Below are 25,606 nucleotides of genomic sequence, written 5' to 3'. Positions count from 1 at the left end.
ATTGCGCAGCTTATTTGGTAATCTCCGCCTGCTGCCACTGTCACATTCACAGCTCGGGCGGTACATATCCATACGTCTCGACTGATAATATGCTGTTTATAGTGCTTACCAAAAAGCACTGAAGTCAGTGATCTTAGTATTGCTTGAATCACAGTAAGTCAATTACTAAGGCGATGGTGTTATCGACATCCAATCTGCATCTGGACTATACATTTTACATGCACCCCCAAAAAAAGACTTGGAATATTTACATTCAATGGTGCCCGTATCCGCATTGGTTCTACAACAGCTAAAACCATTACCAGGGTTTACATACACACAATCCAAACTATAATTACCCGATGTAGGTGACGACCAAGGACTTTTACATGTATACCAGGGGACGCTATTTGTAACATCTTCTTTGGCCTTGCAACCTACAACACCAGTGGTCGTATTGATTTTACATAAAAAAACGAGATCACCATCTGTATCAACATAGACAGACTGATAGTCCCCTCCTGCCGCCACCGCCACATTCACGGCCCTGACAGCTCCATCATACGTCCCGACTGATCCTATGCTGTTTATGCTGCTTACCTGAGCATTACAGTCAATAATCTTGGCATCGCTTGAATCATAAAAAGTCAGCTCATAATTCGATCCTATGGGCCCTCCGTCAGCATTGGTAGGAATCTTACCGCTATTGCAGCTTCCCGATCCGAAAGCTTCTTCTATGGTTCCTCCTCCGGCACTAATCCTGGCGTTTATCTTCCTTATGGCGAACTGGACCCCGCTATCGGCCACCTGGTAGGCTTGGACAGAAGCTTGGGTGGAACTTGCTCCTTTCTTCTCCATAAGGCTCACAGAAGTCACTGAACCGACTATGGCCAGCATAGTGGTGAGGATTATGAGGGAATAGACAAGAATAGAACCTTTTTTATGTTTCATATCCGAGCTGTCAAATCATTGCACCATGACAATACAACAAGCTGACATTATTAATTATTTATTTAATTATACCATGAAAGATTTTTTTGCCAACAAGCCATAGGGATAACGAACATTATGGTGTCTCTATTTAAAACAATGCCTTTGAGAACAGACGGAAGAAAGAGTTTGTTTTTCTTCTTAAAGTGTAAGCAAAACGTATTTTCGGGGAGACTCCCACCCACCCCATGAGAAAAAGGAAACCCCGTCCTTGCCGCCACTCGCTCACGCCTGAAGCTAGCCACAAGCTCTCACCACAGAAGAGCTCGCGGGGCTCGCACCTCTGTGCTTTTGCCCTGCCTTTCCTCAAGGACCGGGCAAAAGGCCGTTTGAGTTAAAAAACCTAGCTGCTGGCAAGGGATTTTAATGTCTGGCTTCAGGCTTGGGATTGATGGAAGACTCCCACCCACCCTGATAATGTGATTTCGTGCTTTTAGAGAAAGTGTTCCTTAGAATTTCGGGTCATCAAGCTGCCATCAACCCGTCAGCCATTAATTCGGCCTGTTTTAATACATTCTCGGTCGCCAATAACTGCATGTCCGGCGGATAACCGTAGCGTTTCAATATCCTTTTTACATCTCGTCTCAACCTGGCTCTGACCGTTTCCTTGAGCGTCCAGTCTATCGTCGCGTTTCTTTTGATGCTATTGAAGACTTCAATGGCAATCACGGCCAACTGTTTATCCCCCAATACTTGCTTGGCGCTTTCGTTGTTGGCCAATGCGTCGTAAAAGGCCAATTCCTCATCGTTGAGATTCAAATCTTTCCCCCGTTTGTCGGATTCTTTGAATTCCTTGGCGAGTTTGATCAATTCTTCGATAACTTGGGCCGTCGTGAGAAGATTGTTTTGGTATTTGTTGATAGCATTCTCCAGCATTTCGGAAAGCTTCTTGCTCTGGATGAGATTTTTTCTGGTTCTGGTCTTAATTTCATCGTTTAAAATTTTCTTAAGCAGTTCCAGCGCGAGATTCTTCCGTTCCATATGGCGGACTTCTTCCATGAAGTCGTCAGACAGGATCGAGATATCGGGTTTCTTGATTCCTGCGGCGTCAAAGACATCGATAATGCCGTCCGACACGACAGCCTTGTCCACGATCTGCCTTATGGCCGTTTCGACTTCCGCATCAGACTTACCTGAACCTGTCGGTTCAAACTTGACCAAGCGGGCTTTGACGGTTTGGAAGAAACCGACCTCATCCTTTATTTCCATGGCTTTAGGATGGGGAACCGATAGGGCGAAGGCCTGGGAAAGTAGGCTTACTTGTTTGGTAAACCGGTTCTTGCCATCCTCAAGGCCGAGAATATGTTCCTGGGCTTCCAGGATGAGAATGAGTTTCTCCTGCGTGCTGGATGTGAAGAATCCCTTGTAATCAAAGCCATCGAACATCTGTTCAACGATCTCAAATTTCTCAAGAAGCGTGGCAACCGCTTCTTCCTGATCAAGTGTCGGTGTCCCTTTGCCGCCGCTGGCCGTGTATGTCGCCAAAGCCGACTTCAAATCCGATGCGATGCCGATATAGTCGACGATCAATCCGCCGGGCTTGTCTTTGAAAACCCGGTTCACACGGGCAATCGCCTGCATGAGGTTGTGGCCCCGCATCGGTTTGTCGACATACATGGTGTGAAGGCAGGGAACGTCAAAGCCTGTCAGCCACATGTCGCGGACGATGACCAATTTCAGGGGATCGGCTGTGTCTTTGAACCTGTCGGCAATGGCCTTGCGGTCCTTCTTGGTCGTGCTGTGTTTTTGCCATTTTTCGGGATCGGATGAGGCGGAAGTCATCACCACCTTGATGCAGCCCTTTTTCAAGTCGTCATTTTCCCATTCGGGCCGAAGCTCGATTATCTGCTCGTACAGTTCCACTGCGATCCTGCGGCTCATGCAGACGATCATGCCCTTGCCTTCGAAAACTTGCTGCCGCTTCTCAAAATGGTCGATGATATCAGCCGCTACCGTTTTCAGCCTGTCGGAATGTCCGACAATGGCTTCGATTTGCGCCCACTTCGCCTTGGCTTTCTCTTTGGCGGTTTCTTCGCCTTCGCCTATGGATTCCGCTTCTTCATCCAGTTTGGCCCTTTCTTCCGGTTTCAGATGGACTTTGGCCAAACGGGATTCATAGAAGATCTTGACCGTCGCCCCGTCTTCCACGGCTTGGGCGATATCATAGACATCGACATAATTGCCAAAGACCGCCGGTGTTGAGGCGTCTTCTTTCTCAATCGGCGTCCCGGTGAATCCTATGAAAGAGGCATTGGGTAAGGCGTCTCTCATGTATTTGGCGAATCCGTAGCGGGTGACCGCTTCTTCATCCTTCCCATTCTTCTTTACGATCCGAGTCTTGGCTCCGAAACCGTATTGACTCCGATGGGCTTCATCGGCGATGACGATGATGTTTTTCCGCTCGGATAACTGCTCATAATCGCTTGCGCCGCTTTCGGGGAAGAATTTCTGGATGGTCGTGAATACGATCCCGCCCCCGGCGACTTTCAGGAGATTCTTCAGGCTCTCCCGGCTTTCCGCCTGGACCGGTTCTTGTCTCAAAAGCTGTTTGCAGCTTGCAAACGTATCAAAAAGCTGGTCGTCCAGGTCATTCCTGTCCGTAAGGACGACAACTGTCGGGTTGTTGAGCTTGAAGACAGTTTTACCGGTATAAAAGACCATGGAAAGGGATTTTCCGCTTCCTTGAGTGTGCCAGACCACGCCAGCCTTGCGGTTCCCATCCGTACCGGAGGCAATCAGGGTCGATTGGATAGCCTTATTAACGGCATAATACTGGTGATAGGCGGCGATTTTCTTGATGGCTACGACGGAAGTAAGGCCGGTTTCAAGGTCTTCTTTCTTGCTTTTCTCGAAAACTATGAAATGGCGGATCAGATCAATCAGGGTTTCCTTGCTCAGCATTCCTCGGACCATGGTTTCAATCTGAGGGACCGTTTCCTTGTCTTCGGTGAAGCCGTCTTTCGATTTCCAAGCGACAAAGCGGGAAATATCGGAAGATATCGTTCCTGTCTTGGCATCCAGACCGTCAGAAGCGATCAAGATACTGTTGTAATGGAAGAGGGACGGAATTGCCTTCTTGTAATTCTGAAGCTGGGTAAAGGCTTTCTGGACGGTGGCGTTCTCATCGGCGGGATTTTTAAGCTCGATAACCACCAGAGGCAGGCCGTTTATGAAAACTACGACATCAGGCCTTTTGTTTATGTTGTTCTCAATGACCGTAAACTGGTTGCAGACGAGAAATTCGTTGTTTTCTATGTTCTCAAAATCAATAAGAGAAACCTTGTCGCCTTTTATGCCCTTCTTTCCCATGTACTCGACTTCGATCCCTTCGGTGAGCATCAAATGGAAAGCCTCGTTGTTGACCATGAGGCTTTGGCTGGATAGGTTGAAAACCTGTTTGAAGGCCTGTTCCCTAGCTGGCGCAGGGACTTTGGGATTTATCTGATTAATGGCCTGCTTTAGGCGGTCTCGGAAAATAACGGTGGATAGGCTTTCGCGTTCATTTTCCTGCTGTTCAGGGGACAGATACTCAAAGTCTTGGTTTTGCAACAGCTCAATGACGAATTCTTCGACGTCGGATTCAAATAGTTTGGTCATAGTTTATTTTTTGTGTCTTCATACAGGCTTTTTAATTGTATGTCAGACATATCTAGAATTGGCTCATACATAAATGAATTAAAATGAATGTTTTCAGGAGTCATGAGGTTTACCTGTTCCAATAATTCTACTTTTTCTTGCTCTGTACTGCCATATTCCGTTTTAAATCTTTCAAACAGTTTTCTTGTTTGATTTCCTTCAATCTCACTTTTATCAGTTATTTTGCTTAAGATAAATTCCTCTGCTTTTAGCCTGATAGCAATAGAAAGAAGTATCTTGTTTTCAAGGTTTATGCTTTCTGTCGCAGTCAAACAACAGTCCGCTAAATCAAAAATATTATCAATAACCTTTTCACTTCCATCACTTATAGACAATGATAAGTTTGGGAAAATATCATTATAAATATCTTGTAAATCGCTTCTTTGGATAGATTCCGTATCGGATTTTAGATGTAAAAGGGATGTAAGCCTTAAAAAGTTTGGATCACTATCTCCTTTTGTGTATTCAATAATGTTTCTAACGAACGGTATTGAAGCAATTAGCTTTTTTCCATCACTTAAATTGCTCATCCAATATTTAAATGGATTTCTTATATATGCTGCTTTCTCAACCTTAATTTCGTCATCAGTTTTTTCCACCATCATGCAATGATTGTATGGAATAAATCGACTTTGAACCGTTCTGAAAAAATCGAAATTATGAGTTAAAATTATTTGTTTGAAATTCGAGTCTTCTGAAATGTCGCTTAAATATTCGATTATTGCGTATTTATTCTTGTAATCAAAAGAATCAGCTATATCATCGATAATGAGAAGGGTTTCTTGATTTATTTTTTTTCTTGCCTGTACTTCAAATATTATATTCAAAAGATATAAAGCTCTTCTTTCTCCTTGACTCAATACAGACAGCAATTCAGCCCTTTCAACTTTTCTTTCTTCTTGATTATCAAAAAAAATAAATTCTACAGATGGAGTGCTTGTTTTTAATAATACATCTTCCTTATTATCCATCGAAAGCTTAAACGGTAAACCGCTGAATCGTTTATTGAAAGTTTCGATAGCCTTTTCCCAATCAGTTTCCTCTTTTTTTGCCCTTGAAACTATGTCTTCCAACAGTATTTTTTTTGAATCGTAGAATTTCAATAATTCTTCTAAATCATTTTTTAACTGATCCAAATATCCTTGCCATACTTTTTTTCGGAAATTTTCATAATCTTTAAGTTCGATTAGTAATGAATTGTCTTTTTCAATTACTACTTTAAATGCACGAAGTTCGGCATTTGAACCAATAGCAGTATCTACTTTGTCGAATATTTTCTTTAAATTCTTATCATTTACAACCTTATTTATTTCTTCTTCGAGTAAATTCTTAAAAGTATCAGCCGAATCAATTTTTGTATTATCTAAAAGTTGCAGATTATGACCAGCCTCGAAAAAGGAGTTGTCTGACACAGATTTCAGCATTTCTCCCGCCTGATATGTGCCAAATGTATTATCTGATTTTTTGAAAAAACTAGATTTTGAAATTATTTTTTCGTAATTTTCTATGTAAGAATCAAGTACAGCACTATTTTTATCTAAAAACTTCTTTACATTCCCTTTTTTATCAAAGACATCATTATATCTAAAAGAAAATTTTGTATGTAATCCATCAAGCTTCTCATTAATTTTACTCAACAGATCAAATAGACTTTCTTTAGGGTTTTCAGTAAACGTAGCGGTTAACTCGGATTCGCAATCGGAACTTTGTGAAATTCCTTTCAATTTTTTAATGAAGTTATTTTTTTCTAACTCTATATTTTTGTATATATCGTCGTATTCTTCTTTCAATTCTCTCTTAATTAAGAGAGTTGATAATTTATCAGAATTAAATTGCTCATTATATGGTTCTATTACAAAAACCGCTTCAGGTTTTATATCAGCATCGGTTTCATCTTTAATATTTCGTAAATTTTCTCTGTCAGGAAAAACTAAGTCCCGAGAATCTTTTCCGGTACTAAGGTCTTTAAACGATTTAGCGAAAGAAGTTTTCATTACACCGTTAGGTGCATAAATCGCAAAAGTGTTTTTCCTTGAAAAATTAAACTCTTTTTCTAGTCTCTTTATCCCGTAACAATTTTCGAACGTGATGTGTAATTTCTGCATAATTAATTATTGAAACTAGCTACTCTTATTTCTCCTTTCATCAGTTTGGGTAAGAGAGTATCGCGGATTTTTGAAAGAGTGTTGATTTGAAAATCGTTATTAAATATTTTTGTAAATAAACTTGAAGCCATACAGTGCCAGTCAAAAAGGATCTCTTTTGGAGGCAATATTATTTCAACGTTTTTCAAGTCTGTTTGCGTAATCAAAGGCTGAGTACTTCCGCGATTCAGGCTTTCCAAATTGAGTTTACGTAATTGGAAATATGCAAAATAGCAATTCTCATCAGATTTTGGTTTTGAAATTAAAACATTGTCAGAAATCCAAACTTTGCCTCTGGAAATAAAAATCGTCCCTAAAGTTCCAACTCTACCCGTTAATATAAGGTCTTCGTCAAATAAATATTCATCCGTTTTTCCTATTTCACCATTAGCTCCTAATACTTTATATAGGCCATTGCTCCTTAAATTGTCTTTCTTCATTCCTTTCCCGGTTACAACATCAACTACATCTTCGTATTTCCCAATTCTCCAATTATTCGGGATTTTTCCGAGCGCGGATTCAATCATTTTCCCGCCGCTGGATTTATATGGATTTCCGTCTTTGCCAGGAAATTCAAAATCTACAAACCAATGTTTAAAAATGGTCTGAGTGATATTTTCAAGTGTCTTGTTTTGTGTTCGCAAGAGCTCTATTTTATCATCCAAAGAAGATAACGCCGCTGCAATCGCCTGTTGTTCAGTTAGGGAAGGAAAAATGAATTCCAACGATTCAAAAGTTGATTTATTTAATATTGGCATTGTTGAACCACCAATGGCGTGGTTTCGTAAGATGGAATATGAATTCTTCAGCAGATAATAAACAAAATCTTTGTTGTTGTTATCATTAACTTTAATTGAATTGATTTGCTGGTTAGTAACTGAGTCATAACTATTAATGACAACTTTACCCATATCAGAACCAATGCAAGTCACAACAACTGAACCGGCGGGAATGATCATTTTTTTAAGCGTATTTATTCCGCTTCCCGATAATTTCCTTGCGACAGTCTTCAGGTGCTTTGAATCAGATATAATATCAGTAGGAGTAATAAAACTTAATAAATCGCCCCAATCTTCGGGATTATCTTTTGATGGGGTTTTGCCTGTGACGGTAACACCTACTTGTCCTAACGTCATCATTTTCCAGTCGCTTGGTATTGCCGAAGTTTTTATTTCCATGGTTATTTCAATTTAAGCCCGATATTACCGAGCTGCTTTTTTATTTCTTCATCCAGTCTCTTTTCTTCCGCCATCTGTATTGAAAGCTCACTGAGATATCCCGCCATCTTGTCCTCAAACGGTATTCCGTCATCCTCCTCATCTTTGATTCCGACATAGCGCCCAGGCATCAAAACGAAATTATGCTTGGTTATTTCTTCTATATCAGCAGACTTGCAGAATCCTCTAACGTCTTCATATTTCCCGCCCTGCTTCCGCCATTCATGATAAGTTCCCGCTATTTTTGCGATATCATCGTCACTGAAGGCGCGATGGGTGCGGTCCTCCATGAAGCCTTCTTCGCTGGCATCTATAAAAAGAATCTCGCTGCTTCTCTTCCTGTCACCATTACCCGCACGTTTCCTGGAGAGGAACCAAAGGCAAGCCGGAATCCCGGTGTTGTAGAAAAGCTGTTTCGGAAGAGCCACGATGCAATCTACCAAATCGTTTTCAACCAAGGATTTACGGATTTCTCCCTCATTATTGGTTTGGCTGGAGAGTGAACCGTTGGCCAGGACGCAGGCCATGATCCCTTTGGGGGACAGATGATAAATCATGTGCTGCAGCCAAGCGAAGTTGGCGTTGGCAGCCTGAGGGACACCGTATTTCCAGCGGGGATCACTTTGGAGGAGTTGGCCGGACCAGTCGCTGTCATTAAAAGGCGGATTGGCTAGGATAAAATCCGACTTCAAGTCTTTGTGGACATCATTAAGAAACGAACCTTCAGTGTTCCATTTGACTTGCGAGCCGTCAATCCCTCGGATTGCCAGATTCATCCGGCACAGGCGATATGTCGTTTGGTTGCTTTCCTGTCCGAAGATGGAAATGTCATCGACTTTTCCTTGGTGGTTTTCCACGAAACGTTCGCTCATGATGAACATGCCACCGCTGCCGCAGCAGGGGTCGTAAACCCGGCCCTTGAACGGTTCAATCATCTCGACCATCAAACGGACGATGGATTTGGGAGTATAGAACTGTCCGCCCTTTTTCCCTTCGGCGTTGGCGAACTCGCCGAGGAAATACTCATAAACCCTGCCGAGCAGGTCTTTCGCTTTGGCGGCTTCAGTGCCCAAGGCGATATTGCCGACAAGGTCGATCAGGCCGCCCAAAGCGGCTTTATCCAAATTGGGACGGGCATAGACTTGGGGAAGGATTCCCTTGAGCGTCTGGTTTTCCTTCTCGATGGCTTCCATCGCATCGTCGACATCCTTGCCGATGGAAGGAAGCTTGGCCCTTGAGTGAAGATATGACCATCTGGCCGCTTGCGGAACAAAAAAGACATTTTCCGCCCTGTATTCATCGGGATCTTCTGGATCAGCTCCTTCAAAATCACCTTTGCCTTCTTTTATTTTTTCATAAAGGGCTTCGAATGAATCGGAAATGTATTTGAGGAAGATGAGGCCCAGCACTATATGCTTATATTCCGCCGCATCCATGTTTTTGCGTAGCTTGTCTGCCGCTTTGAATAGGGTTTTTTCGAAAGCTTCCGTTTTGTTGTTATTATTGGCCATAAGAATGCTAATCTTTCTTTTTTAATATGTCATAATTGATATATCTGCCTTCAGGCTATCACAAATGGCCGAAAAAACAAATGAATGGCCCTTGGCTTAACCGGCATATTGGGGGGTAAATTTAAGAAACGTCACATAATGCTCCAAACCGGTGAAAGCTTCAATAAAAAAGAAAAATAAAAACACCCCTGAATTTTATTCAAGGGTGTGGATTGGCTTACCTCCTATAAGCCGGTTTTAATAGCCTCAATTGTGGCATAAGGTCCGTCCGTCGTTATAAACAATCATGGTATTGGAGAAAGGGTGGATGGAGAAGCGATGGCCGCAAGAGAGGGTGATCCGTTTGTCTTTCAGGAATTCCAGCAGTTCATGGCTGCTAATCTGTTCCTTTCCTTTCACCACCGGAGAGAAGTCCGGCAGCGAGTGTTCCATTTTGAACATTGCTGGCCTCCTTTCCGAGATATGTCAGCGCTTCGTGCAATCTGATATGCTTTTCCATGATCGTGACCGGCGGGCTTGATTTCAAGCTTTCGGTGGCCGCGTTATAGAACGACCAGAGATTGCGGGGTTCGAATTCCTCGTGCGACGGTTTCAGCCATTCCTCTTTCAGGACCGTCAGTTGGCGGGGACTGATGATGTTGTTGCCAAAAAGCAGTCCCATGGCTTGGAAAGCGCCATTGTCGTCCACCGGCAGGGATTTGAACGCGTCAACGTCGCCGATGAGCTGATCGTAATTGTTCTGGCTCTTGTAAATGGTGGCAATAGCCTTCTCTTCCAATTCGCTCCAGACGTTTTTCGTGTGCTTTTTCATGACGACGATCTCACCGCTGAGGGCCAGATTGTCGCACACGAACACGGACGCGCCGATAGCCAGGCCGATGGCCATGGAACGGTCGTAAGAATTGCGAAAGGCTATGGAAAGCCCGATTTCCGATCTTTCACGCTGGAACTTGAGGACCGCAAAGAACTGGTTCCCTTGTCTGGCAATTCCGTAATTTTCCCCGACCAATTTGTAATCCCGGAGGATGTCCTGGCTGATCATCAAGAATTTATCGGCCAAGTCATAATGGGAAACCGGCATGTAACTGTCCGTCGGTTCCGGCAGCGGGATAAGATCAAGCTGGTCTTTTGTCACTAACTCACCGCCTCTGTGCATCAAAATTTCTGTCATAATATCTCCTTTATTCTTTTGTTAAATAACTGCCATCTTATTAATATTATATGGAATAATGCGGTGTTTTGTGACTTTCACTTTTGTAAAAGGGCTGGATTGAAAGGGCTGTGGAACGACCAAACGAGGATAGGCGGGTAGGAAATGAATACAAAAAAGGGCGGATTATCCGCCCCTTTTTGTTGCTATATGTTTTTAGAGTATATCTTTCGCTACTTCTACAATGCGAAAAGAAGCAATTGCCATACTTATGAGGCAATGTCACATAATTACGGCAGAATCAGTATAATGAATAATACGTAACTGAAAAATCCAGCTAGACATCGGCAGCGGCTAATATGCAACGGGAAGCCCGGCGGTAATAACAAAAACAGATATATTCCAAACCAAAACGGAAAAATGACGCTTTTGATGTTATCGCGGGGTTTTTTGTTCCCAATAATAATCAAATATCTAAACAAAATGTCCAAGAAACATAGAAAGCACTATATTATCGAGTTATCGTTAGACGAACTTAGGGAAAGGGCGAATCAAAAGGACGGCAATGTTCCTTTCGAATACCAAGTGGGAGCCTGTTACGAAATGGACGTGGCTACCATCGGTGAAATAGCCCATATCAAGAATCTCATCAAGAAAGGTCTCCTGAGCCCATGCGAGAAAAAAGCGCTGTTTAAAAGATTGAAGGATTGTAAATTGGACCAGGCCGAAAGAAAAGCCTATGGAAGGGCCATCGAAAAACTTAGAAAATCGCTTCTGCAATAACATCAACCACGCCAGAATCTATCTCATCTCCCCGCCGCTTTGCCTCAGGGATTTTATTTACCTTAAAAACGATCAATCCTTAATTTATCAATAAAATATGTTGAATCTTGAACAAGTTAAGAAAATATTGAACGACCCGGCTATTTCCGACAGCGAAGCGTTGGAAATCCGCGATCATCTCTATTCATTGGCCGAGATCATTTTCGAGCAGTGGCAAAGCCAACGCGAAAATGACAAAGCGCGCCGACCCGGACATTAAAATCCCGAGATTTTAGACAGTAGGAAACCCAGTAGCCGTCTTGGTAGACAAGCCTACTACCGCATAATTCCCACCTTTTGCAGCACGCCAATTTTACAGCGATAAAATGGCGGCAATCAGCGTTTAATCGTTGGGGCAAAGGTAACCTGGTGCTTTCAAGCGAAGCATTGAAACCCCCAGCAAATGCTTTCAGAAGCTCACTTGCGATGAGACATCATGAAACCATTTGCTGGGGCTTACGCCCCAGGCCCCTTGCCCCGAGTAATTTGTGTTATGGCAACAAAAAGAAATCTCATCAGATGGTTCATCCAGGAGGTTCAGTGGGCGGTCCCCCGCAACGTGTCCTTCTTCATGGAGGGCCGATGCGACGATACCCTGCTTAGGGTTTATTCGTCGGAGCTTTCCGAGATGTTAAAAGGAAAAGACAGCTCGCTGCGTCTTAAGAGAATCAAGAACCAAGACGGCAAACTGGCTTACACGATGGCCGCCAACACGTTGCCGACTTTCCTGTTCAATCACGACGTCTGCGTGAGGGATGTTGTCGGGAAGTTCCTCCACGACAGAGGGTTGCAGTACGTTTCGTTCAGGAGACCCGCCGACGCTACTATTCTCCATTATTGCTTTGAGCTGGACAACGGCCACATGACCGACAGCCAGCTTGAAGAAAAGCTTCGAAAGCATTACATGGGAACCAGAGGCCAGATAGTCTTCATCATGAGGCACCGGGAGTTCCCTCACTTGGAAGCCCACCGACTTCAGAAAGTCTTCAATATTTCGGCAAAGGTATTTCCCGAGATGCCCAACAAAGTCTTGGGTGCTTGTTACACCCAGTTCGTTGAAAACGGAATCATCTATAACCGGAAAGGCAAAGCAATGTGAGATTTACATTGAGATTGTACAAGACAGTAAACGAAAAGCAGCCGCCTAGGTGGCGACCACTCTTGACATTCCAAAGGAATCCGGCTGCTCATCCTGCTTCATCAGGCGGAGGAGCCTGCTAGAAAGGAGGTGAACAATATGGTGAAGGAATCCCAGGTTTGTGAAATTCTCACGAATTTATACTATGATTTCCTTGACGGACTAGAACGCGAAGCAGGGTGTATCGAGACCAACGCGACACTCTCTTTCGCGGTGAGAATCTTCAGAGAAGAGTTCAAGAAGGCTTGCATGACTGTCAAGGATTCGAATCGGAGGTAGCAGAAATGGCTCCTCCTCACTTCTTCTTGGATTTTAGCAGCCACCTTTTGAATGTCAAGAGGTGGACGCTCAGAGAATGCCTCACAGCAACCCCCTTGTTTAGATATGTACCGCCCCCGAAATTTTTAGTTAGTTATTTACGTAAAAAGAGGCGTTTAACCATGACTCAACCTCTCAAAACTATTAAGATAATGCGGTTAACAGACGTTATAGTGATTTTTCTTCCCATTATTTATAAGACCGAAATAGAGAACCGATAATTCTTTAAAAAACTGTTTGCAATTATTAGGTATATAAAGTTTAAAAAACTAACTGCACGACTATCTAAAGACCGGAAAACTCTACGCGACGAAAGGAGAGATTGATGTTTCCTAAGCAGGAACATGCGGATGGAGTGTTATTGTTGGAATTGATTGCGGTTTTTATCATTTATTACGCTATCGTGTATTTTGCTCATAGATATCTTTTGAAGAAAAACCCCATAAAGCTCAACGTGTTCATCGTCATTCTTATGGCTTTAGGCTTGATCAATATACATTACACGATTTGCGAATACGCTTGGAACACTACATATTACATCGGCAGATTTCCGGTATCGTCCGTGCTCTCAGCCCTCACTGTCTTGGTTGCTGTTGCTTTGGGATTCATATTTATTGAAGCCGTTTATAGATTTAGGAACAACAAGGAAATGAATGATTTTATGTATAGCATAGTAGCGTTTGCCGACTACGTGAAGCGGATATCAAGATTGGAGTGACTGCCTATTGGTGTGGTTATAAGTGATTCAACTTTTTGATTTTAATGACAATAGGTAGTTATAATCAGCCATAAAAAGTTTGTACCAATAACCGGCCAATAATTTGTAGGCTTCTGCATCCTCCTTGATTCCGAACCAGCGAAAGAAGTGAACGGGGTTCTTATTGAATAGCCTCAAGAGATTTCGGGTGTCTTCCCAAAAGTCACTGCTGTGCTCAATGATGAACTCGATGTATTTGGTAGGTGTCTTTTCGGAAACATGTTTTGATACCGCATCAAGGACGCACTGCGTACTGATCCAACACATGTAATCGATTATTGAACCGTCAAAATCTTCCTTTTTCAAGTCCCTGTAGCACCTCTGGATAACAGCCTTATCGTCCCCGGTACTGCCCAAATCACTCAAAGCCAGTTGGGCAGCCAAGTTATACCCACCGAGTTTCTCCAGATATTCCCCATAATAGAACACATATATTTCAAGTTTCGTCCTTTTCATATCGTCTATATATAACAAATTGTCGAAATGTAAAGAGATTTTTTTCTGTCTATCAAGATATTAAAAATAATACTTGACATGTTACGTTGTAACGTTTTATTAACGATTAAACAAAAACGGAAGGAGGATCACATGGCGCACGAAGAAGAAATCTTAACCATCATGGAGAGCCTGAAAATCGCCGACAAGCACACGGTCGGGGATATCATGGCGAGCAAGGGAATCTGGAACGCGGGAACGTCAGCAGTTAACAATACTTACAAGGCGCTCAACGCCCTGGTTGACCTCGGGAAGCTGGAAAAAGGAAACGGTTATTTTCGGGTCAAGGGATGTCGGAGCGAGTACAAAGGGCACGCCCAGGAACTGACCAAAGCCTTGGCGGAGATTTTAAAGCTTAACCACAAGAATCACATCTTGAGGGAGGTGGAAATCAAGGAAGTCGGACTGCGGTCGGACGCCATCGTCCTTATGTTGAAAGGCGACGAACTTCTTTGCTTCGTTCTGGAAGTCGCGAACAACGAAACGGAGGAATACCTTAAACAGAAAGTCAACGCGTGGGTACTCTGGGAGGACGCCGAAAAGAAACTGTCCGAACTCTTCGGCACGAAAGTCGAGCAGTTCGATATCGTCGTCAAAGGAATGGACGGAGCAGGTGATTTTGATTTTGAAGAATATGTGGGGTTTCTCGATGAATAAGATGCAGATGATTTACGTTGGAATCGGGCTGGTCATCTTCCTTGCCGGGTATTTCATGGGCAGAAGCAGCGGATTTACCAAAGCCTATAACTATTACAGGAGAGAAGCTGAAAATCAAAGAAGCCAGCAGATGTGGTCAAACTACTTCAACCAATTCGGAGGATAAGATGAACGAACCGTTGAATCCGATCCAAAACGTCCTCGCCCGTTCCCCCCAAGTTCCGGCGTTGGTAAAAGACCTGATGCCCGCTACCATCCAGCCGATGGAATACGAGATGAACCCTATTGGGATGATATTCGGCAATTTCAAACGGACAAGGATGGCGAAAGCCAAGGAATTGGAAGCCAAGATGGCGGAGGACACGTTAAGGGCGACCAACGCCAAACTGGACGCCGTCCACAAAGTCCTGACTTTCAGCGCCACCGTCAACGACACTTACAGGGAACTGGACCACAAGCAACGGATGCGGGAGCTCAAGGAAGACCAGGAAAAATCCTTAACTGAGAAAATCCGGTACGAAACCGCCAAAATCGCCCAAGAAGTCGAATTGGATTCGTTGGAAGTCCAACTAAGGAAGATAAAGCTCAAAAAACTCCTGATGGAGGCGGAAGATGAATGACCTGCCCAGACTGAAAATCGGAAACGACAAGGAGACCTACATGTCAAAATACATCGAAGACAGATACACCCATACCCTTTTGATGGGAAAGAGCGGAACAGGAAAAAGTACCTTGATAATGAATTGGTGGGAGGAAGACAACTATTGGAAGAACGCCAAGATTTTAATTGACCCGTCCGGCTTCCTGGCTGGCGATTGCTACTCGATAAGCCGAGGTATGTATTCGTCCCTGAACAACCCTATCCCCATTAACCCCATGAAAGTGCCTTACACGCCCGACCAGATTGCGGAAAGCATTAGGGAAGCCGTCAACCAGGTTGTCACCATTACCACCCCTAACCAGCTTTTCACGGTCAAGATGATTGAGTGTTTGGATTTGGCGATTAAGGAGTGCCTCAAGAATAATCGCCTCAGTCTTTTGAGCGTCAGGGATTACATTGCCAACATGCGAGGCAACGCCGAAACACGGGACGGAATTTTAGCCCGCCTCAATTACCTGTTAAGCGACCCGAAAATGGAAAAAATGCTGTGCGGTAAAAACTCGCTTAACATCGGAGAGATTATCAGGAACCGCAAAACGTTTATACTAGATTGCTTCGGAATGGGCAGGGAGAAGATGATTTTCATGGGCAGCCTTGTCAACCAAGCGGTTAAGAATTATTTCCGGTACGAGAAACACGCAGAATACCAACCGCTTGCCCTCTACATTGATGAGTGCCACAACTTCCTCAACCCCAACATGCTGGATATCCTCAAAGAGGGGCGTAAGTACAAGTTATCATGCGTTTTGTCTACCCAGGATTTTGCCGTCATCCCCGAAACCATGACACGCGTCATGCTGAACGTGGGCAACATCGTTTCCTACAGGCTCGGACACCGTGAAGCTTCTTACGTCGCCAAGGAACTGGATATCGAACCGCAGACCTTGCAGTTCATCGAAAAGTACCACGTCGGATATATGACCCCCAAGGAAAGGGGGATAGCCAAAGCCCCGCGTCCCCCGATATTCACTGCTATCAAGCCCCCGAAAAAGGCGGTGCTCCATCGCAAATCAAGACCATCTTGGTTTACGGCGGAGTCCTACCAGGCAGCCTAAAATCCAATATGAGGGCTGAAAGGTGCTTGCTAGTAACCTTTATCATAACATTGGTACAACGCTAAGGCGAAAACCCTTTGTCGAGAGACAATAGGCTTCCACAGGGGGCCGAAGAGGACTTTCACGACGCAGGCACGGGTTGTTGTGCCGAAGGTGAAAGATAAGCAAGCAACTCAAAAGGACTAACCCCGCTCTGCCCCCGAAAGGGGGCGGGGCAAATCTCCAGGAGGTGAAATGAAACGCAAAAAGAGCCACAGTCTTGAGCTCGATTTTTCCCAACCTGAACAAAGCGAAACGGAGAAACTGCTGGGTTTGATAAGGATGCTTGAAAACATAAAGGCGGCCGGAGGGAAAATCAACGAAGAAAAGCTGGACCAAGACAAGCGAAAACTGGAAGTACTGAAAAGAAAATGAAATTTCTGACTCCTCAAGAGGTCGCGGATATGCTCAAGTGCTCAAAGTGGTTTGTCTACGCTAACCGTACCCTTTTGGGGGGGATAAAAATTGGGAGGATCGTGAGATTTGAAAAACAAATATTGGAGGAGAGAATAAATGACTGTTTACAAGCATCGGGACAAATGGAGGTACGACTTTTGGAAGAACGGAGTGAGACAGAGGGAGAGTGGCTTTACGACCAAGCAGGAGGCAAAAGCCGCCGAAGCAGAAGCCCGAAAGAAGCTAAAAGTGATGAATTCGGACTTTATAAGTTTGTGCGAAAGCAGACTTAGGGATTTGCGAGACAGAAGAACAGTCAAGTATTTCAAGGAAAATAAGTCGCTCTTTGAAAAGTTAATATTGGCGTGGGGCAACAAAAAGAAAATCGAACGCAAAGACGTTGATGATTATCTTTCCCGAGTTGCCAATAATTCCCATTATGTGGCGAATAAGGAACTGAGATTTATAAAAGCCCTTTTTAATCATGGGGTTGAAAGGGATATGATAAACTCAAACCCTGCCGAGAAAATCAAGTTCTTCCCCATTGAGAAAAACAAGAAATACATCCCCCCAGAAGAAGACATCAGAAAAGTTTTCGAATTCTGCAATGATGAACAAAAACTTTATCTGACAGCGGTGCTTTGCACAATGGCAAGGATTAATGAGATCAACAAGCTGAAATGGGAAGACATTCACAAGGATTATCTGATTTTGAAAACGAGAAAATCCAAGAATTCGGACTTAACTGAACGAATAATCCCTCTTAATGAAACACTAAAGGAAGTTTTTGACACGGTGCCGAGGATAGCAGAATATGTGTTTTGCCATGAAGACGGCAAACCGTATTTTTACCGGAGCAAATTCTTGAAGACGGCGTGCAGGATGGCAGGGGTAAGATATTTCGGTTATCACGCGCTGAGACATTATGGAGCAAGCAGGCTGGCGAACTCCGGTGTGCCTATAACAGATATCCAAGCCCTATTGGGTCATCAACGACCGACTACAACAGATATTTATTTGCAGTCGATAAGAAAGAGCTTGATTGGGGCCATGAAAAACCTTGAGTCACCCACAAGAGTCACCCACAAAAAAAGGGTTACAGAATGTAACCCTTTGATTTAACTGGAGCCGGAAGGGGGATTTGAACCCCCGACTTGCTGATTACGAATCAGCTACTCTACCCCTGAGTTACTCCGGCCCTGATCAACTCAATCAGTAAGAAGCTGTCTTTCTATCCTAAAAAACATAAACTTGTCAAGAACCCGCTTGCAAATTTTTTTATTGCTGGTTCCCTTAAAGGGGAATCTTTATCGGACTGACGATCAAATGAAATAAAAATGCCTTAAAATCGCTGATTTCCTGTTCAGTCATCCGAGCTTGTGTGATATGAGAGGCGACAGAAAGGACATTTTACCGGGTAATCCTTGGACTTTTCAGACACTTTAATGAATTCAGCCCTTGATAAAACCCGTCCGGGGAAGGGCTTTGATGACTGTTCATGCTGAAACCCTATTCATATCCCATTGATGACGTTGCATTTGTTTATGCTCACACAGGCTTGAAGGAAGATCAAGGCAACCGGATTTATGAAATAGCCGCCACCATTCTGTCCCGTGATCATTCCCGCCGGGATTTCTCGTCCCTGGTCCGATACGGATATCTTACCGAACGGGAGCGTTACCATTCCAATATCTCACGGGAGAATCTTAAAGATCCGCCTCCGGCAGAAGAGGTGGCCTCCAGGTTGAGTTCTTTTCTCGCTGGGCAGGCATTTATACTGGTTCTGGATCCTCATCATGTTCTGGATCTCGTCCTCCGGTTCTGCGTCCGGGAACGCGGAATTGATCTCAGCTTTGCGCTGGAGTTTTTCCTTCCCCATGTCGAATCCTTTTCCCCTCGCAGCCTATGGGAATTCATGAAAGGAAAAAGACGCGAAAAGATCAGCTTTTCCGCTGCGGAGCTGGTGGAGCTTTCGATGGACCTTGTCCGTCATATCTGTGGTAACCGGCTGAATGACGAAACCAATCCGCCGTCAGCGGCGCTGCGCTATTATCTGCAGAAGAGCGATACCCTGCTGGGTGAGGTATTTCTTCATCTGACCCGGCATTATCAGGATTACTGGGGAGGGCTGTTCAAGCCCGTGAACCGGTCTGACACGGCAAACTGGATGAGGTATCTGGAAAAGGCAAAAACGGTTTCACTGGAGCCGCAGATCCTGGAAGGTCAACGGAATATATCGGATCAAAGAGTCAAAGACCTTTGCCTCGGGCTGGCGGGAGCCGCTCAGGGTTTCAAGTTCCGAAAAACCCAGTTGGATTATGCCTTTCATGTCGCAGAGGCATTGAATGACGGGGCGGTCCTGACGCTGGAGGCTGGGACGGGAACGGGGAAAACCCAGGGTTATCTGATACCGGTCATGGAATATCTGCATCGCAATCCCGAAGCCCGGATAATGATTTCGACCTATACAAAAAGCCTCCAGGATCAGATCTTTCAACAGGAAATCAATAGAACTGTCGCCCTTGAACGGGGTTATTCAAAGATCTCCATCGCCGTCCTGAAAGGCAAATCCAATTATCTCTGTGCCGAAAAACTGAATTCAGCCTTCGAAGAAGATTTGAAAGGGGCCAGCCTGCTGGCATGGCTGTACTTTGTAAATCTCATTTTTCTTTATCGACAGGTCGACGGTGAAACTGTTGGGGAGAAAATTGGCCGTTACCTGAACGATGGCCTTTATCTCCGTCAGCTTCAGGATGAGATTTCAGCGAAGACCGGGTGCGCGGGAAATCATACCCTCTGCCCGGCCCAGGTTGCTCTTGCCGAAGCCCGGTCTGCCCGTCTGGTCATTACGAACCATCATAAACTGGCCTTGATTGATCACGACGAGGAATTGTCCGGACTGTTTCGGAACTGCATTGTGGACGAAGCGAATCATTTTGAACAGGCCGTGCGCAACGCGTTCAGCCTCTCCGTGCATTCCCGCGAGATCACTGATATCATCGCATATCTGGAATCGGTGCTTCAGAGGGTTTCTCGGAAGGTATCCGGGGAAGTCGAGATGATGCTTCAGCAATGTCATGAAACCATCAATGAATTTCATCAGACCGTTCATGAATTCGGGAGCATGCTCCAGACGATTCATCCTTACTTTGCAAAGGGTGAGATTCTGGAACTGCCGGTCTGTCATGGTGCGTACCCTGATGGGGACATTGAAAAGATGCTTCGTTTGTTTGCCGATCTTTTAAGGGGTATCGGTAAAGGGTTGTCTTTTTTGAAAGATCCGGATGCGTCCCGGGTATTGAAAATATTGCCCCGTTCGCAGGAACGGGTCAGAAATGCCATAGCCCGGCTCTATACAGAAGCAGATAACTTTCAGACCATGGAAAAAACAATCCGCACTGAAAATACCGTCGCTGCCTGCCAGCTCTTCTTCAAACACTGGGTGATCACGGTTTCCGCCGTGGATGTATCCAGTTTGATTAAAGCGCATGTTTATAATAAACGAGATTGCGTTATCTACACCTCGGCCACCTTGCGTCATCGAAACCGGTTCAACGACTTTTGCCGAATCGTCGGGATGGATGATGCGACAGGCTGTGATTCGATTTCGCCAGCTGGGAAGGAAGATCGCACTTTTTTCACGGATCAGGATGGGCGGGAATTTCGCTTCGTGGCGATTCCATCTCCCTATTCCCTTGAATCCATGAAAGTTTTTCTACCTGACGGTGCCGTGAATGGCGGTTATGAAAACAAGCAGGCCTGGTTGAAAGCTGTGGTTGACCTTCTTCCGGAACTGATTCGTAAGAACCGGGGACGCACTCTGGTTCTTTTTTCAAGCTACAGCGATCTGGAAGCGGTGGCGCTGCAGACGGGTGACGAAATCATCGCCGACGGATATCCTCTACTGATTCAACAGATGGGCCGTCCCACGGGAAATCTGATCGATGAATTCCGGTCGATCAGGGAAAGCGTCCTCTTTGGAGTAGAAACTTTCTGGTATGGGGTCGATTTCCGGGGGGATACCCTGACTCAGGTGATCATTACCCGGATACCCTTTCCGTATCCCTTTGATCCCTTGCAGACCGCCCGTAAAGGATCGCTGTCCAAGGAAGAGTTCTGGAGCCGCTACTATTATGAAGCTATCATCAAACTGAAACAGGGAATGGGACGGCTTATTCGTTCGGAGACCGACAAAGGCAGACTTGTTTTTCTGGATTCCCGTTGCCGCCGTTTTGAAGACCTCTGGAGTTAAAGGAAAAAATGATGAAACAGAGAGATAAAAATTTATTAATGGCTTCCGGGGCTATGCCGGGGAGGGTAACTGGATGACGGGCATCATTCTATCCGGTGGAAAAAGTTCTCGAATGGGATTGAACAAGGCCTTCCTGGAGATTAACGGTGAACGCCTGATCGATCGAACGGTGAAACTGTTCCGTCAGCTTTTTTCAGAGGTGATTCTTGTAACCAATGAGCCCCTTCTTTATCTGGATCAGGATATCGCCCTGGTTACCGACATCTATAAGGGAAAGGGCCCTATGGGAGGGCTTTATTCGGGACTATTTTACGCTTCCTTTGACCATGCCTTCTTATGCGCCTGTGACATACCCTACCTGAATGTCGAATTTATCCGGTACATGACGGGAAAAGCTTCCGAATATGATGTGGTTGTTCCAGAAACCGCAGACGGTTTTCACCCGCTTCATGCCATTTACTCACGGCGCTGTCTGCCCTCCATAAAAAGTCTGCTGATCAGGGATCGCCTCAAAATGACCGGTTGTTTCAAAGGGATGCGGGTTCTGTATATTCCTGAATCCGTTATCCGGAGCTTTGACCCTGAATGTCGGATGTTTCTGAATATCAATACGGAACAGGACCTGCAGCGGGTTCTGGAACTCAAGCATAAATCGGAGGGCAGAGAAGTTTAACAGAGAATAAAGGCAGGTTGATTGTCGTGATGTCCGTTCTTCCCTGTCTTCTTGAGACGGACGAAAAGGGAATGTAAAAGGCCGAAGCATGAAGAATTCACGCTTCGGCCTTCTTTAGTTACTCAATGACCAGATAAGGGGTGTTAGTCCTTATTTATGCTTCTTTTGCTGGTCTGGGCAATCCTTTAACAATCTCAGAACGGATAATCCGCGGCAGAATCAAGTGATGCTGCGGGCAGATGGATTTCGGATTCTGATACACTGCATTGGCAAATGCGACCAGGTATTTGCGGATGTCTTCGTAACGAACGATTTCGTCCACCAAACCCTGCTGGGCACAGTATACCGGACGTGAGTTGTTATAGTATTCCTTTGCCAACTGATTCATCTTATCAAGGACAGGCTGCAGGGACTTGCCGGCATCCTTTTCCTTGACCAGTCTGCGGGCAAAACTGGCTGTTGCCGCGGTTTCGCCGTGCATGACGTAAATTTCCGTCGTAGCCGTGCCCAGCGTAAAGGCCGTGTGGTTATTGGCCGTGGGGCCGCCCATGACGTAATGGGCCGCTGCCGATCCCTTGCGGAGGACCGTCAGCATCATGGGAAGTTTCGTCTGCTCGATGGAATAAATAAGAGCCTGACCCAGCCCGAGAAGTTCCGCTTTTTCCGCGATGTCGCCAACGTCGATTCCTGAAGTATCCTGGAACCACACAATGGGAATACGATCACGATCACAGAGGGAGACAAACTCGCTCATCTTGATCAGACCCTGGCGATACAGCTTTCCTCCCACCCCGATGTACTCATTGGTATATTCCGGGTAGTTGGGCAGAACACCATGACGGTTGCCGATGGCGCCGATCAGGAAGCCGTCGATCTTGACCAGACCGGTGTAAACCTCAGGTCCGAAACCGGGACGGAATTCCATATGCTCGGAATTGTCCACCAGACGGGCCAGAATATTATCGAAATCATAAACCATCTTCTGGTTGAAGGTGATGATGGAAGAGATTTCCTTGGGATCGTACTTGGGTTCTGCAGGCTGGGCAACCCGGAAGAAACGGGGATTATAAGCCGGCATTTCAGCCATGTACTGCTTCAATCCATCCAGGACACCTGTTTCCTCCTCATAGACTGCGCGGAAGAATCCGGTCACATCATGATGAATCGCGACTCTTCCTGGAGGAGTTGCCCTGAACTTGCGCGTTGCTTCGATAAGCGCTTCAGCTATTTCTTCATCGAAGAATCCCTTGGGGGACATGCCGCTGACGATGCCTGCGCCACCCACGGCGATGTTGCAGTTTTTGTGAGCGAGAAGAATGGTCGGGCTGATTCCCTGATAGCCGCCGCCGGCCGGATTCGTTCCGTAAATCCCCGCTAGGACGGGAATCCCCAGCGTTTCCAGTTCCGCGTGGCGGAAGAAGCAGGTCCCACTGCCGCGGCGGTTGGCATAGAATTTATGCTGCTCGGGCAGTCTCGCACCGGAGCAGTTGACCAGCCAGACTATGGGAATATTGAGGATCTTGGCCATATCGGTGGCACGGAGGTTGTTTTCCGGCTGACCGGGAATCCAGGCGCCCACAGTAACCTTGTTGTCAAATCCGATCAGGACGCACCATTTGCCGCTGATTCGGGCAAGACCATCGATGACGCCCGTCACGCCCTCTTTATTTCCTGCGGGATTGAAAAGGGTGTGGAGCGGACAGAACGTACCGGGATCCACGATGTATTCGATACGATCCCATACGGTCATTTCGCCTTTTTTGTGGACATCCTCGGCGGGAACGCCTGCATTTTTTGCCTTTTCGAATTCCGCTGCGACTTCTGCATACACTTCCTCAATCTGTGCAACGTTTTCCTTCATTCTTTCAATCTGAGCGGGTTTCAGGGGCTTGCCCAGATCGTCCATCTTTTCAAAGTATTGTCTCATGAATAACTATCCTCCAGTAAATCTGCACTGTAACATGTAACGTAACAGAGGTCAGAAAACCTCGGTTTATGGGTTATTTCTGGGCCAGCAGAGCTCCGCCGACGATCATCTTACAGACATTGGTTGAACCTTCCACCATGGCATAGGTGGGAGCGTCACGATAGTAACGGTTCACTGGATACTCTGTGGAATAACCATAGGCGCCGAAAATGCGCATGGCGCCGATAGCGCACTTGTAGGCCACTTCGCCGGCCAGATATTTGGCCTGAGCTGTTTCAACTGTGTTGCCCAGATTGCCCTGATCCTTCTGCCAGGCAGCCCTGTAGACCATCAGTCTAGCGGCTTCCAATTCGGTGGCCATTTCGCCGATGAGGAACTGGTTGGCCTGGAACGTTCCGATGGGTTTTCCAAACTGTTCACGTTCATTGGCGTATTTGATGGCGGCGTCGAGGCAGGCCTGGGCAAGACCGATTCCGCCGGCCGCGGCGGAGAGACGGGTTCCATTGAGAGAACCGAAAACGATCTTGGCGCCGTCGCCGGGTTTGCCGAGGAGATTTTCCTTCGGGACTTTGACGTTGTCGAGATAGATTTCACCGGTCGGTGAGGATTTGCTTCCCATCTTGTCCAGATCCGTCGTGCGGATGCCGGGGTTGTTCTTCAATTCCACGGCAAATGCGGACAGACCCTTGCCTTTTGCTGCCTTATCCGTATAGGCATAGTAAATGATGACATCGGCGCAGTTGGCATTGGAGATCCAGGTCTTGGAACCGTTCAGCAGATAATAATCCCCTTTGTCCTCGGCAGTGGATTTCATAGACATAACGTCGGAACCGGCGTTGAATTCGGTGATGCCGAAGCCGCCAAGGTATTCGGCTGAAACCAGCTTCTGAACGTACTTCTTCTTGGCTTCTTCCGTTCCATACTTCCAGATGGTGTAGGCGCAGCCAAGGCCTTCCATGTTGATCTGGACGCGAAGCGCGCTGGATGCACGGGAGATTTCTTCTGTGAGGATCATGGCGGCCAGCCAGCCCATGTTGGTTCCACCGTATTCTTCCGGAATGACCGTGCCGAAGAAGCCCAGTTCGCCCATCGGTTTGACGACTTCCTCATAGGGGAAGTAGTGTTCTTCGTCCCATTTGTCTGCAAAGGGAGCAATCTTTTCGGCCGCGAAATCCCGCGCCATGGAGCGTAGCATTTCAAGTTCTTCTGATAAAGCAAAATCCATAATAATGTATCCTCCTTGGTAATGTTATTGTGGTGCAGAAAACCGCTTCAGTCCGTGTCCGCCGTTCCCTAACGGAAAGAAGTCATGATAAAGTCGCGCAAGCGGCTCTACTGACATTATCTTATGAGTGGATGATCGGCGTAACATTTCAAGCATCATGTGGCAAACAACACCGTGCCGGCGCATAGACCGGCACGGTGTTTCTGCATTGAATATCCTGCATTTTGAAGCGGCTGAACCACTTTGTAAAGATCGGTATGGGGTGTTTTCTTGTTTCTTTGGTGTGTAATATCTGGAAAATCTGATCTATTCGATGACCATCAACGCAGCCTCAGCCGCAACCTTGTCACCAACCTTGACCATGATTTGTTTTACGACGCCGCTGACCGGCGACGGGACAGGCATTTCCATCTTCATGGCTTCCATGACCGCGATTTCGTCGTCTTCTTCAACCTTGTCGCCGACATTAACTTTGATTGCTACAACCTTTCCTTCCATGGGTACAGTGACTTCCATAATTTCCTCCTACAGTTTCTTTTGATGAATTTTAACTGCCAGGGCCCA

General features: G+C 45.7%; 23 protein-coding genes and 1 tRNA gene. 13 read left to right on the top strand and 11 right to left on the bottom strand.

The genetic code is table 11. The annotated features are described in order from the left end of the window. Positions 1–165 precede the first annotated feature (165 nt). From SYN_RS09760 to SYN_RS09735, 6 genes are all read right to left on the bottom strand, one after another. Positions 166–930 carry a pilus assembly PilX N-terminal domain-containing protein gene (locus SYN_RS09760; RefSeq protein ID WP_011417940.1) on the bottom strand — a complete coding sequence of 255 codons (765 nt, stop codon included), beginning with the start codon at positions 928–930 and terminating at the stop codon, positions 166–168. A gap of 504 nt (positions 931–1,434) precedes the next feature. Then, positions 1,435–4,566 (bottom strand): type I restriction endonuclease subunit R, encoded by a 3,132-nt coding sequence (locus SYN_RS09755; protein ID WP_011417939.1) that lies wholly within the window; start codon positions 4,564–4,566, stop codon positions 1,435–1,437. Continuing rightward, the gene (locus SYN_RS09750) at positions 4,563–6,710 is read right to left on the bottom strand and encodes a hypothetical protein (RefSeq protein WP_011417938.1); all 2,148 of its coding nucleotides are present in this window, start codon (positions 6,708–6,710) and stop codon (positions 4,563–4,565) included. Before SYN_RS09750 ends, SYN_RS09755 begins: the two co-directional genes overlap by 4 nt. Before the next feature lie 2 nt (positions 6,711–6,712). Continuing rightward, the gene (locus SYN_RS09745; RefSeq protein WP_011417937.1) at positions 6,713–7,927 is read right to left on the bottom strand and encodes a restriction endonuclease subunit S; all 1,215 of its coding nucleotides are present in this window, start codon (positions 7,925–7,927) and stop codon (positions 6,713–6,715) included. A 2-nt stretch (positions 7,928–7,929) separates the two neighbouring features. Further along, positions 7,930–9,477, bottom strand: a complete 1,548-nt coding sequence (locus SYN_RS09740; protein WP_011417936.1) for a type I restriction-modification system subunit M — start codon at positions 9,475–9,477, stop codon at positions 7,930–7,932. A gap of 376 nt (positions 9,478–9,853) precedes the next feature. Continuing rightward, positions 9,854–10,648: a DUF932 domain-containing protein gene (locus tag SYN_RS09735; protein ID WP_011417934.1), complete on the bottom strand. Its 795-nt coding sequence runs from the start codon at positions 10,646–10,648 to the stop codon at positions 9,854–9,856. Between the two features lie 462 nt (positions 10,649–11,110). Between SYN_RS09735 and SYN_RS09730 the strand changes: the two genes are divergently transcribed. From SYN_RS09730 to SYN_RS09710, 5 genes are all read left to right on the top strand, one after another. Continuing rightward, a complete protein-coding gene (locus SYN_RS09730; protein WP_148202545.1) occupies positions 11,111–11,410 on the top strand; it encodes a hypothetical protein in 300 nt (99 codons plus the stop codon). Between the two features lie 97 nt (positions 11,411–11,507). Further along, positions 11,508–11,669: a hypothetical protein gene (locus tag SYN_RS16270; RefSeq protein ID WP_011417932.1), complete on the top strand. Its 162-nt coding sequence runs from the start codon at positions 11,508–11,510 to the stop codon at positions 11,667–11,669. A 273-nt stretch (positions 11,670–11,942) separates the two neighbouring features. Beyond that, positions 11,943–12,548 carry a hypothetical protein gene (locus SYN_RS09725; protein WP_148202544.1) on the top strand — a complete coding sequence of 202 codons (606 nt, stop codon included), beginning with the start codon at positions 11,943–11,945 and terminating at the stop codon, positions 12,546–12,548. Between the two features lie 138 nt (positions 12,549–12,686). After that, on the top strand, positions 12,687–12,866 hold the full coding sequence (locus tag SYN_RS09720) for a hypothetical protein (protein WP_041584969.1): 180 nt from the start codon (positions 12,687–12,689) through the stop codon (positions 12,864–12,866). A gap of 364 nt (positions 12,867–13,230) precedes the next feature. Continuing rightward, complete coding sequence (locus SYN_RS09710) at positions 13,231–13,623, top strand: hypothetical protein (RefSeq protein ID WP_041584967.1); 393 nt, start codon at positions 13,231–13,233, stop codon at positions 13,621–13,623. Between the two features lie 27 nt (positions 13,624–13,650). On the opposite strand, the gene SYN_RS09705 is transcribed toward SYN_RS09710, so the two are convergent. Next, positions 13,651–14,118: a hypothetical protein gene (locus SYN_RS09705; protein WP_148202543.1), complete on the bottom strand. Its 468-nt coding sequence runs from the start codon at positions 14,116–14,118 to the stop codon at positions 13,651–13,653. A 132-nt stretch (positions 14,119–14,250) separates the two neighbouring features. Here SYN_RS09705 and SYN_RS09700 point away from each other — a divergent pair, with 132 nt between their 5' ends. The 6 genes from SYN_RS09700 (at position 14,251) to SYN_RS09675 (ending at position 18,087) form a co-directional block, all read left to right on the top strand. After that, entirely contained in the window at positions 14,251–14,814 is a 564-nt protein-coding gene (locus tag SYN_RS09700; protein ID WP_041584966.1) for a hypothetical protein, read from the top strand. Further along, positions 14,807–14,980 (top strand): hypothetical protein, encoded by a 174-nt coding sequence (locus tag SYN_RS16265; RefSeq protein WP_158302961.1) that lies wholly within the window; start codon positions 14,807–14,809, stop codon positions 14,978–14,980. Before SYN_RS09700 ends, SYN_RS16265 begins: the two co-directional genes overlap by 8 nt. Before the next feature lies 1 nt (position 14,981). Further along, positions 14,982–15,434 (top strand): hypothetical protein, encoded by a 453-nt coding sequence (locus SYN_RS09690; protein WP_041584964.1) that lies wholly within the window; start codon positions 14,982–14,984, stop codon positions 15,432–15,434. Next, complete coding sequence (locus SYN_RS09685) at positions 15,427–16,530, top strand: ATP-binding protein (RefSeq protein ID WP_011417926.1); 1,104 nt, start codon at positions 15,427–15,429, stop codon at positions 16,528–16,530. The genes SYN_RS09690 and SYN_RS09685 overlap by 8 nt, the downstream gene beginning before the upstream one ends. A 234-nt stretch (positions 16,531–16,764) precedes the next feature. After that, on the top strand, positions 16,765–16,944 hold the full coding sequence (locus SYN_RS09680) for a hypothetical protein (protein ID WP_011417925.1): 180 nt from the start codon (positions 16,765–16,767) through the stop codon (positions 16,942–16,944). A 138-nt stretch (positions 16,945–17,082) separates the two neighbouring features. Beyond that, positions 17,083–18,087 carry a tyrosine-type recombinase/integrase gene (locus SYN_RS09675; RefSeq protein ID WP_011417924.1) on the top strand — a complete coding sequence of 335 codons (1,005 nt, stop codon included), beginning with the start codon at positions 17,083–17,085 and terminating at the stop codon, positions 18,085–18,087. A 1-nt stretch (position 18,088) separates the two neighbouring features. On the opposite strand, the gene SYN_RS09670 is transcribed toward SYN_RS09675, so the two are convergent. Then, positions 18,089–18,163, bottom strand: a tRNA-Thr gene (locus SYN_RS09670). Positions 18,164–18,463: 300 nt separating this feature from the next. Between SYN_RS09670 and SYN_RS09665 the strand changes: the two genes are divergently transcribed. Continuing rightward, the gene (locus SYN_RS09665; RefSeq protein ID WP_011417923.1) at positions 18,464–21,217 is read left to right on the top strand and encodes an ATP-dependent DNA helicase; all 2,754 of its coding nucleotides are present in this window, start codon (positions 18,464–18,466) and stop codon (positions 21,215–21,217) included. A gap of 73 nt (positions 21,218–21,290) precedes the next feature. Further along, positions 21,291–21,890 carry a molybdenum cofactor guanylyltransferase gene (locus SYN_RS09660; protein ID WP_011417922.1) on the top strand — a complete coding sequence of 200 codons (600 nt, stop codon included), beginning with the start codon at positions 21,291–21,293 and terminating at the stop codon, positions 21,888–21,890. Positions 21,891–22,044: 154 nt separating this feature from the next. Here the strand turns inward: SYN_RS09660 and SYN_RS09655 are convergent, their stop codons facing one another. The 3 genes from SYN_RS09655 to SYN_RS09645 form a co-directional block, all read right to left on the bottom strand. Beyond that, positions 22,045–23,817 (bottom strand): acyl-CoA carboxylase subunit beta, encoded by a 1,773-nt coding sequence (locus SYN_RS09655; protein WP_011417921.1) that lies wholly within the window; start codon positions 23,815–23,817, stop codon positions 22,045–22,047. A 73-nt stretch (positions 23,818–23,890) separates the two neighbouring features. Then, entirely contained in the window at positions 23,891–25,042 is a 1,152-nt protein-coding gene (gene acd / locus SYN_RS09650) for a glutaryl-CoA dehydrogenase Acd (RefSeq protein ID WP_011417920.1), read from the bottom strand. Between the two features lie 306 nt (positions 25,043–25,348). After that, entirely contained in the window at positions 25,349–25,558 is a 210-nt protein-coding gene (locus tag SYN_RS09645; RefSeq protein ID WP_011417919.1) for a DUF2118 domain-containing protein, read from the bottom strand. Positions 25,559–25,606 lie beyond the last annotated feature (48 nt).

The organism is Syntrophus aciditrophicus SB, assembly GCF_000013405.1.
GTDB classification, from domain to species: domain Bacteria; phylum Desulfobacterota; class Syntrophia; order Syntrophales; family Syntrophaceae; genus Syntrophus; species Syntrophus aciditrophicus.
The sequence above is the reverse complement of the archived record's forward strand: the minus strand, read 5'-3'. Positions and strand labels throughout refer to the sequence as shown.

What these genes read in the sequence shown, in the direction of transcription:
- SYN_RS09675 (WP_011417924.1), top strand. Translation starts at nt 17,083, where the DNA reads ATGACTGTTTACAAGCATCGGGACAAATGGAGGTACGACTTTTGGAAG.
- SYN_RS09660 (WP_011417922.1), top strand. Translation starts at nt 21,291, where the DNA reads ATGACGGGCATCATTCTATCCGGTGGAAAAAGTTCTCGAATGGGATTG.
- SYN_RS09680 (WP_011417925.1), top strand. Translation starts at nt 16,765, where the DNA reads ATGAAACGCAAAAAGAGCCACAGTCTTGAGCTCGATTTTTCCCAACCT.
- SYN_RS09655 (WP_011417921.1), bottom strand. Translation starts at nt 23,817, where the DNA reads ATGAGACAATACTTTGAAAAGATGGACGATCTGGGCAAGCCCCTGAAA.
- SYN_RS09645 (WP_011417919.1), bottom strand. Translation starts at nt 25,558, where the DNA reads ATGGAAGTCACTGTACCCATGGAAGGAAAGGTTGTAGCAATCAAAGTT.
- SYN_RS09690 (WP_041584964.1), top strand. Translation starts at nt 14,982, where the DNA reads ATGAACGAACCGTTGAATCCGATCCAAAACGTCCTCGCCCGTTCCCCC.
- SYN_RS09750 (WP_011417938.1), bottom strand. Translation starts at nt 6,710, where the DNA reads ATGCAGAAATTACACATCACGTTCGAAAATTGTTACGGGATAAAGAGA.
- SYN_RS09710 (WP_041584967.1), top strand. Translation starts at nt 13,231, where the DNA reads ATGTTTCCTAAGCAGGAACATGCGGATGGAGTGTTATTGTTGGAATTG.
- SYN_RS16270 (WP_011417932.1), top strand. Translation starts at nt 11,508, where the DNA reads ATGTTGAATCTTGAACAAGTTAAGAAAATATTGAACGACCCGGCTATT.
- SYN_RS09705 (WP_148202543.1), bottom strand. Translation starts at nt 14,118, where the DNA reads ATGAAAAGGACGAAACTTGAAATATATGTGTTCTATTATGGGGAATAT.
- SYN_RS09760 (WP_011417940.1), bottom strand. Translation starts at nt 930, where the DNA reads ATGAAACATAAAAAAGGTTCTATTCTTGTCTATTCCCTCATAATCCTC.
- SYN_RS09730 (WP_148202545.1), top strand. Translation starts at nt 11,111, where the DNA reads ATGTCCAAGAAACATAGAAAGCACTATATTATCGAGTTATCGTTAGAC.
- SYN_RS09720 (WP_041584969.1), top strand. Translation starts at nt 12,687, where the DNA reads ATGGTGAAGGAATCCCAGGTTTGTGAAATTCTCACGAATTTATACTAT.
- SYN_RS09700 (WP_041584966.1), top strand. Translation starts at nt 14,251, where the DNA reads ATGGCGCACGAAGAAGAAATCTTAACCATCATGGAGAGCCTGAAAATC.
- acd (WP_011417920.1), bottom strand. Translation starts at nt 25,042, where the DNA reads ATGGATTTTGCTTTATCAGAAGAACTTGAAATGCTACGCTCCATGGCG.
- SYN_RS09725 (WP_148202544.1), top strand. Translation starts at nt 11,943, where the DNA reads ATGGCAACAAAAAGAAATCTCATCAGATGGTTCATCCAGGAGGTTCAG.
- SYN_RS09665 (WP_011417923.1), top strand. Translation starts at nt 18,464, where the DNA reads ATGCTGAAACCCTATTCATATCCCATTGATGACGTTGCATTTGTTTAT.
- SYN_RS09745 (WP_011417937.1), bottom strand. Translation starts at nt 7,927, where the DNA reads ATGGAAATAAAAACTTCGGCAATACCAAGCGACTGGAAAATGATGACG.
- SYN_RS09735 (WP_011417934.1), bottom strand. Translation starts at nt 10,648, where the DNA reads ATGACAGAAATTTTGATGCACAGAGGCGGTGAGTTAGTGACAAAAGAC.
- SYN_RS09685 (WP_011417926.1), top strand. Translation starts at nt 15,427, where the DNA reads ATGAATGACCTGCCCAGACTGAAAATCGGAAACGACAAGGAGACCTAC.
- SYN_RS09740 (WP_011417936.1), bottom strand. Translation starts at nt 9,477, where the DNA reads ATGGCCAATAATAACAACAAAACGGAAGCTTTCGAAAAAACCCTATTC.
- SYN_RS16265 (WP_158302961.1), top strand. Translation starts at nt 14,807, where the DNA reads ATGAATAAGATGCAGATGATTTACGTTGGAATCGGGCTGGTCATCTTC.
- SYN_RS09755 (WP_011417939.1), bottom strand. Translation starts at nt 4,566, where the DNA reads ATGACCAAACTATTTGAATCCGACGTCGAAGAATTCGTCATTGAGCTG.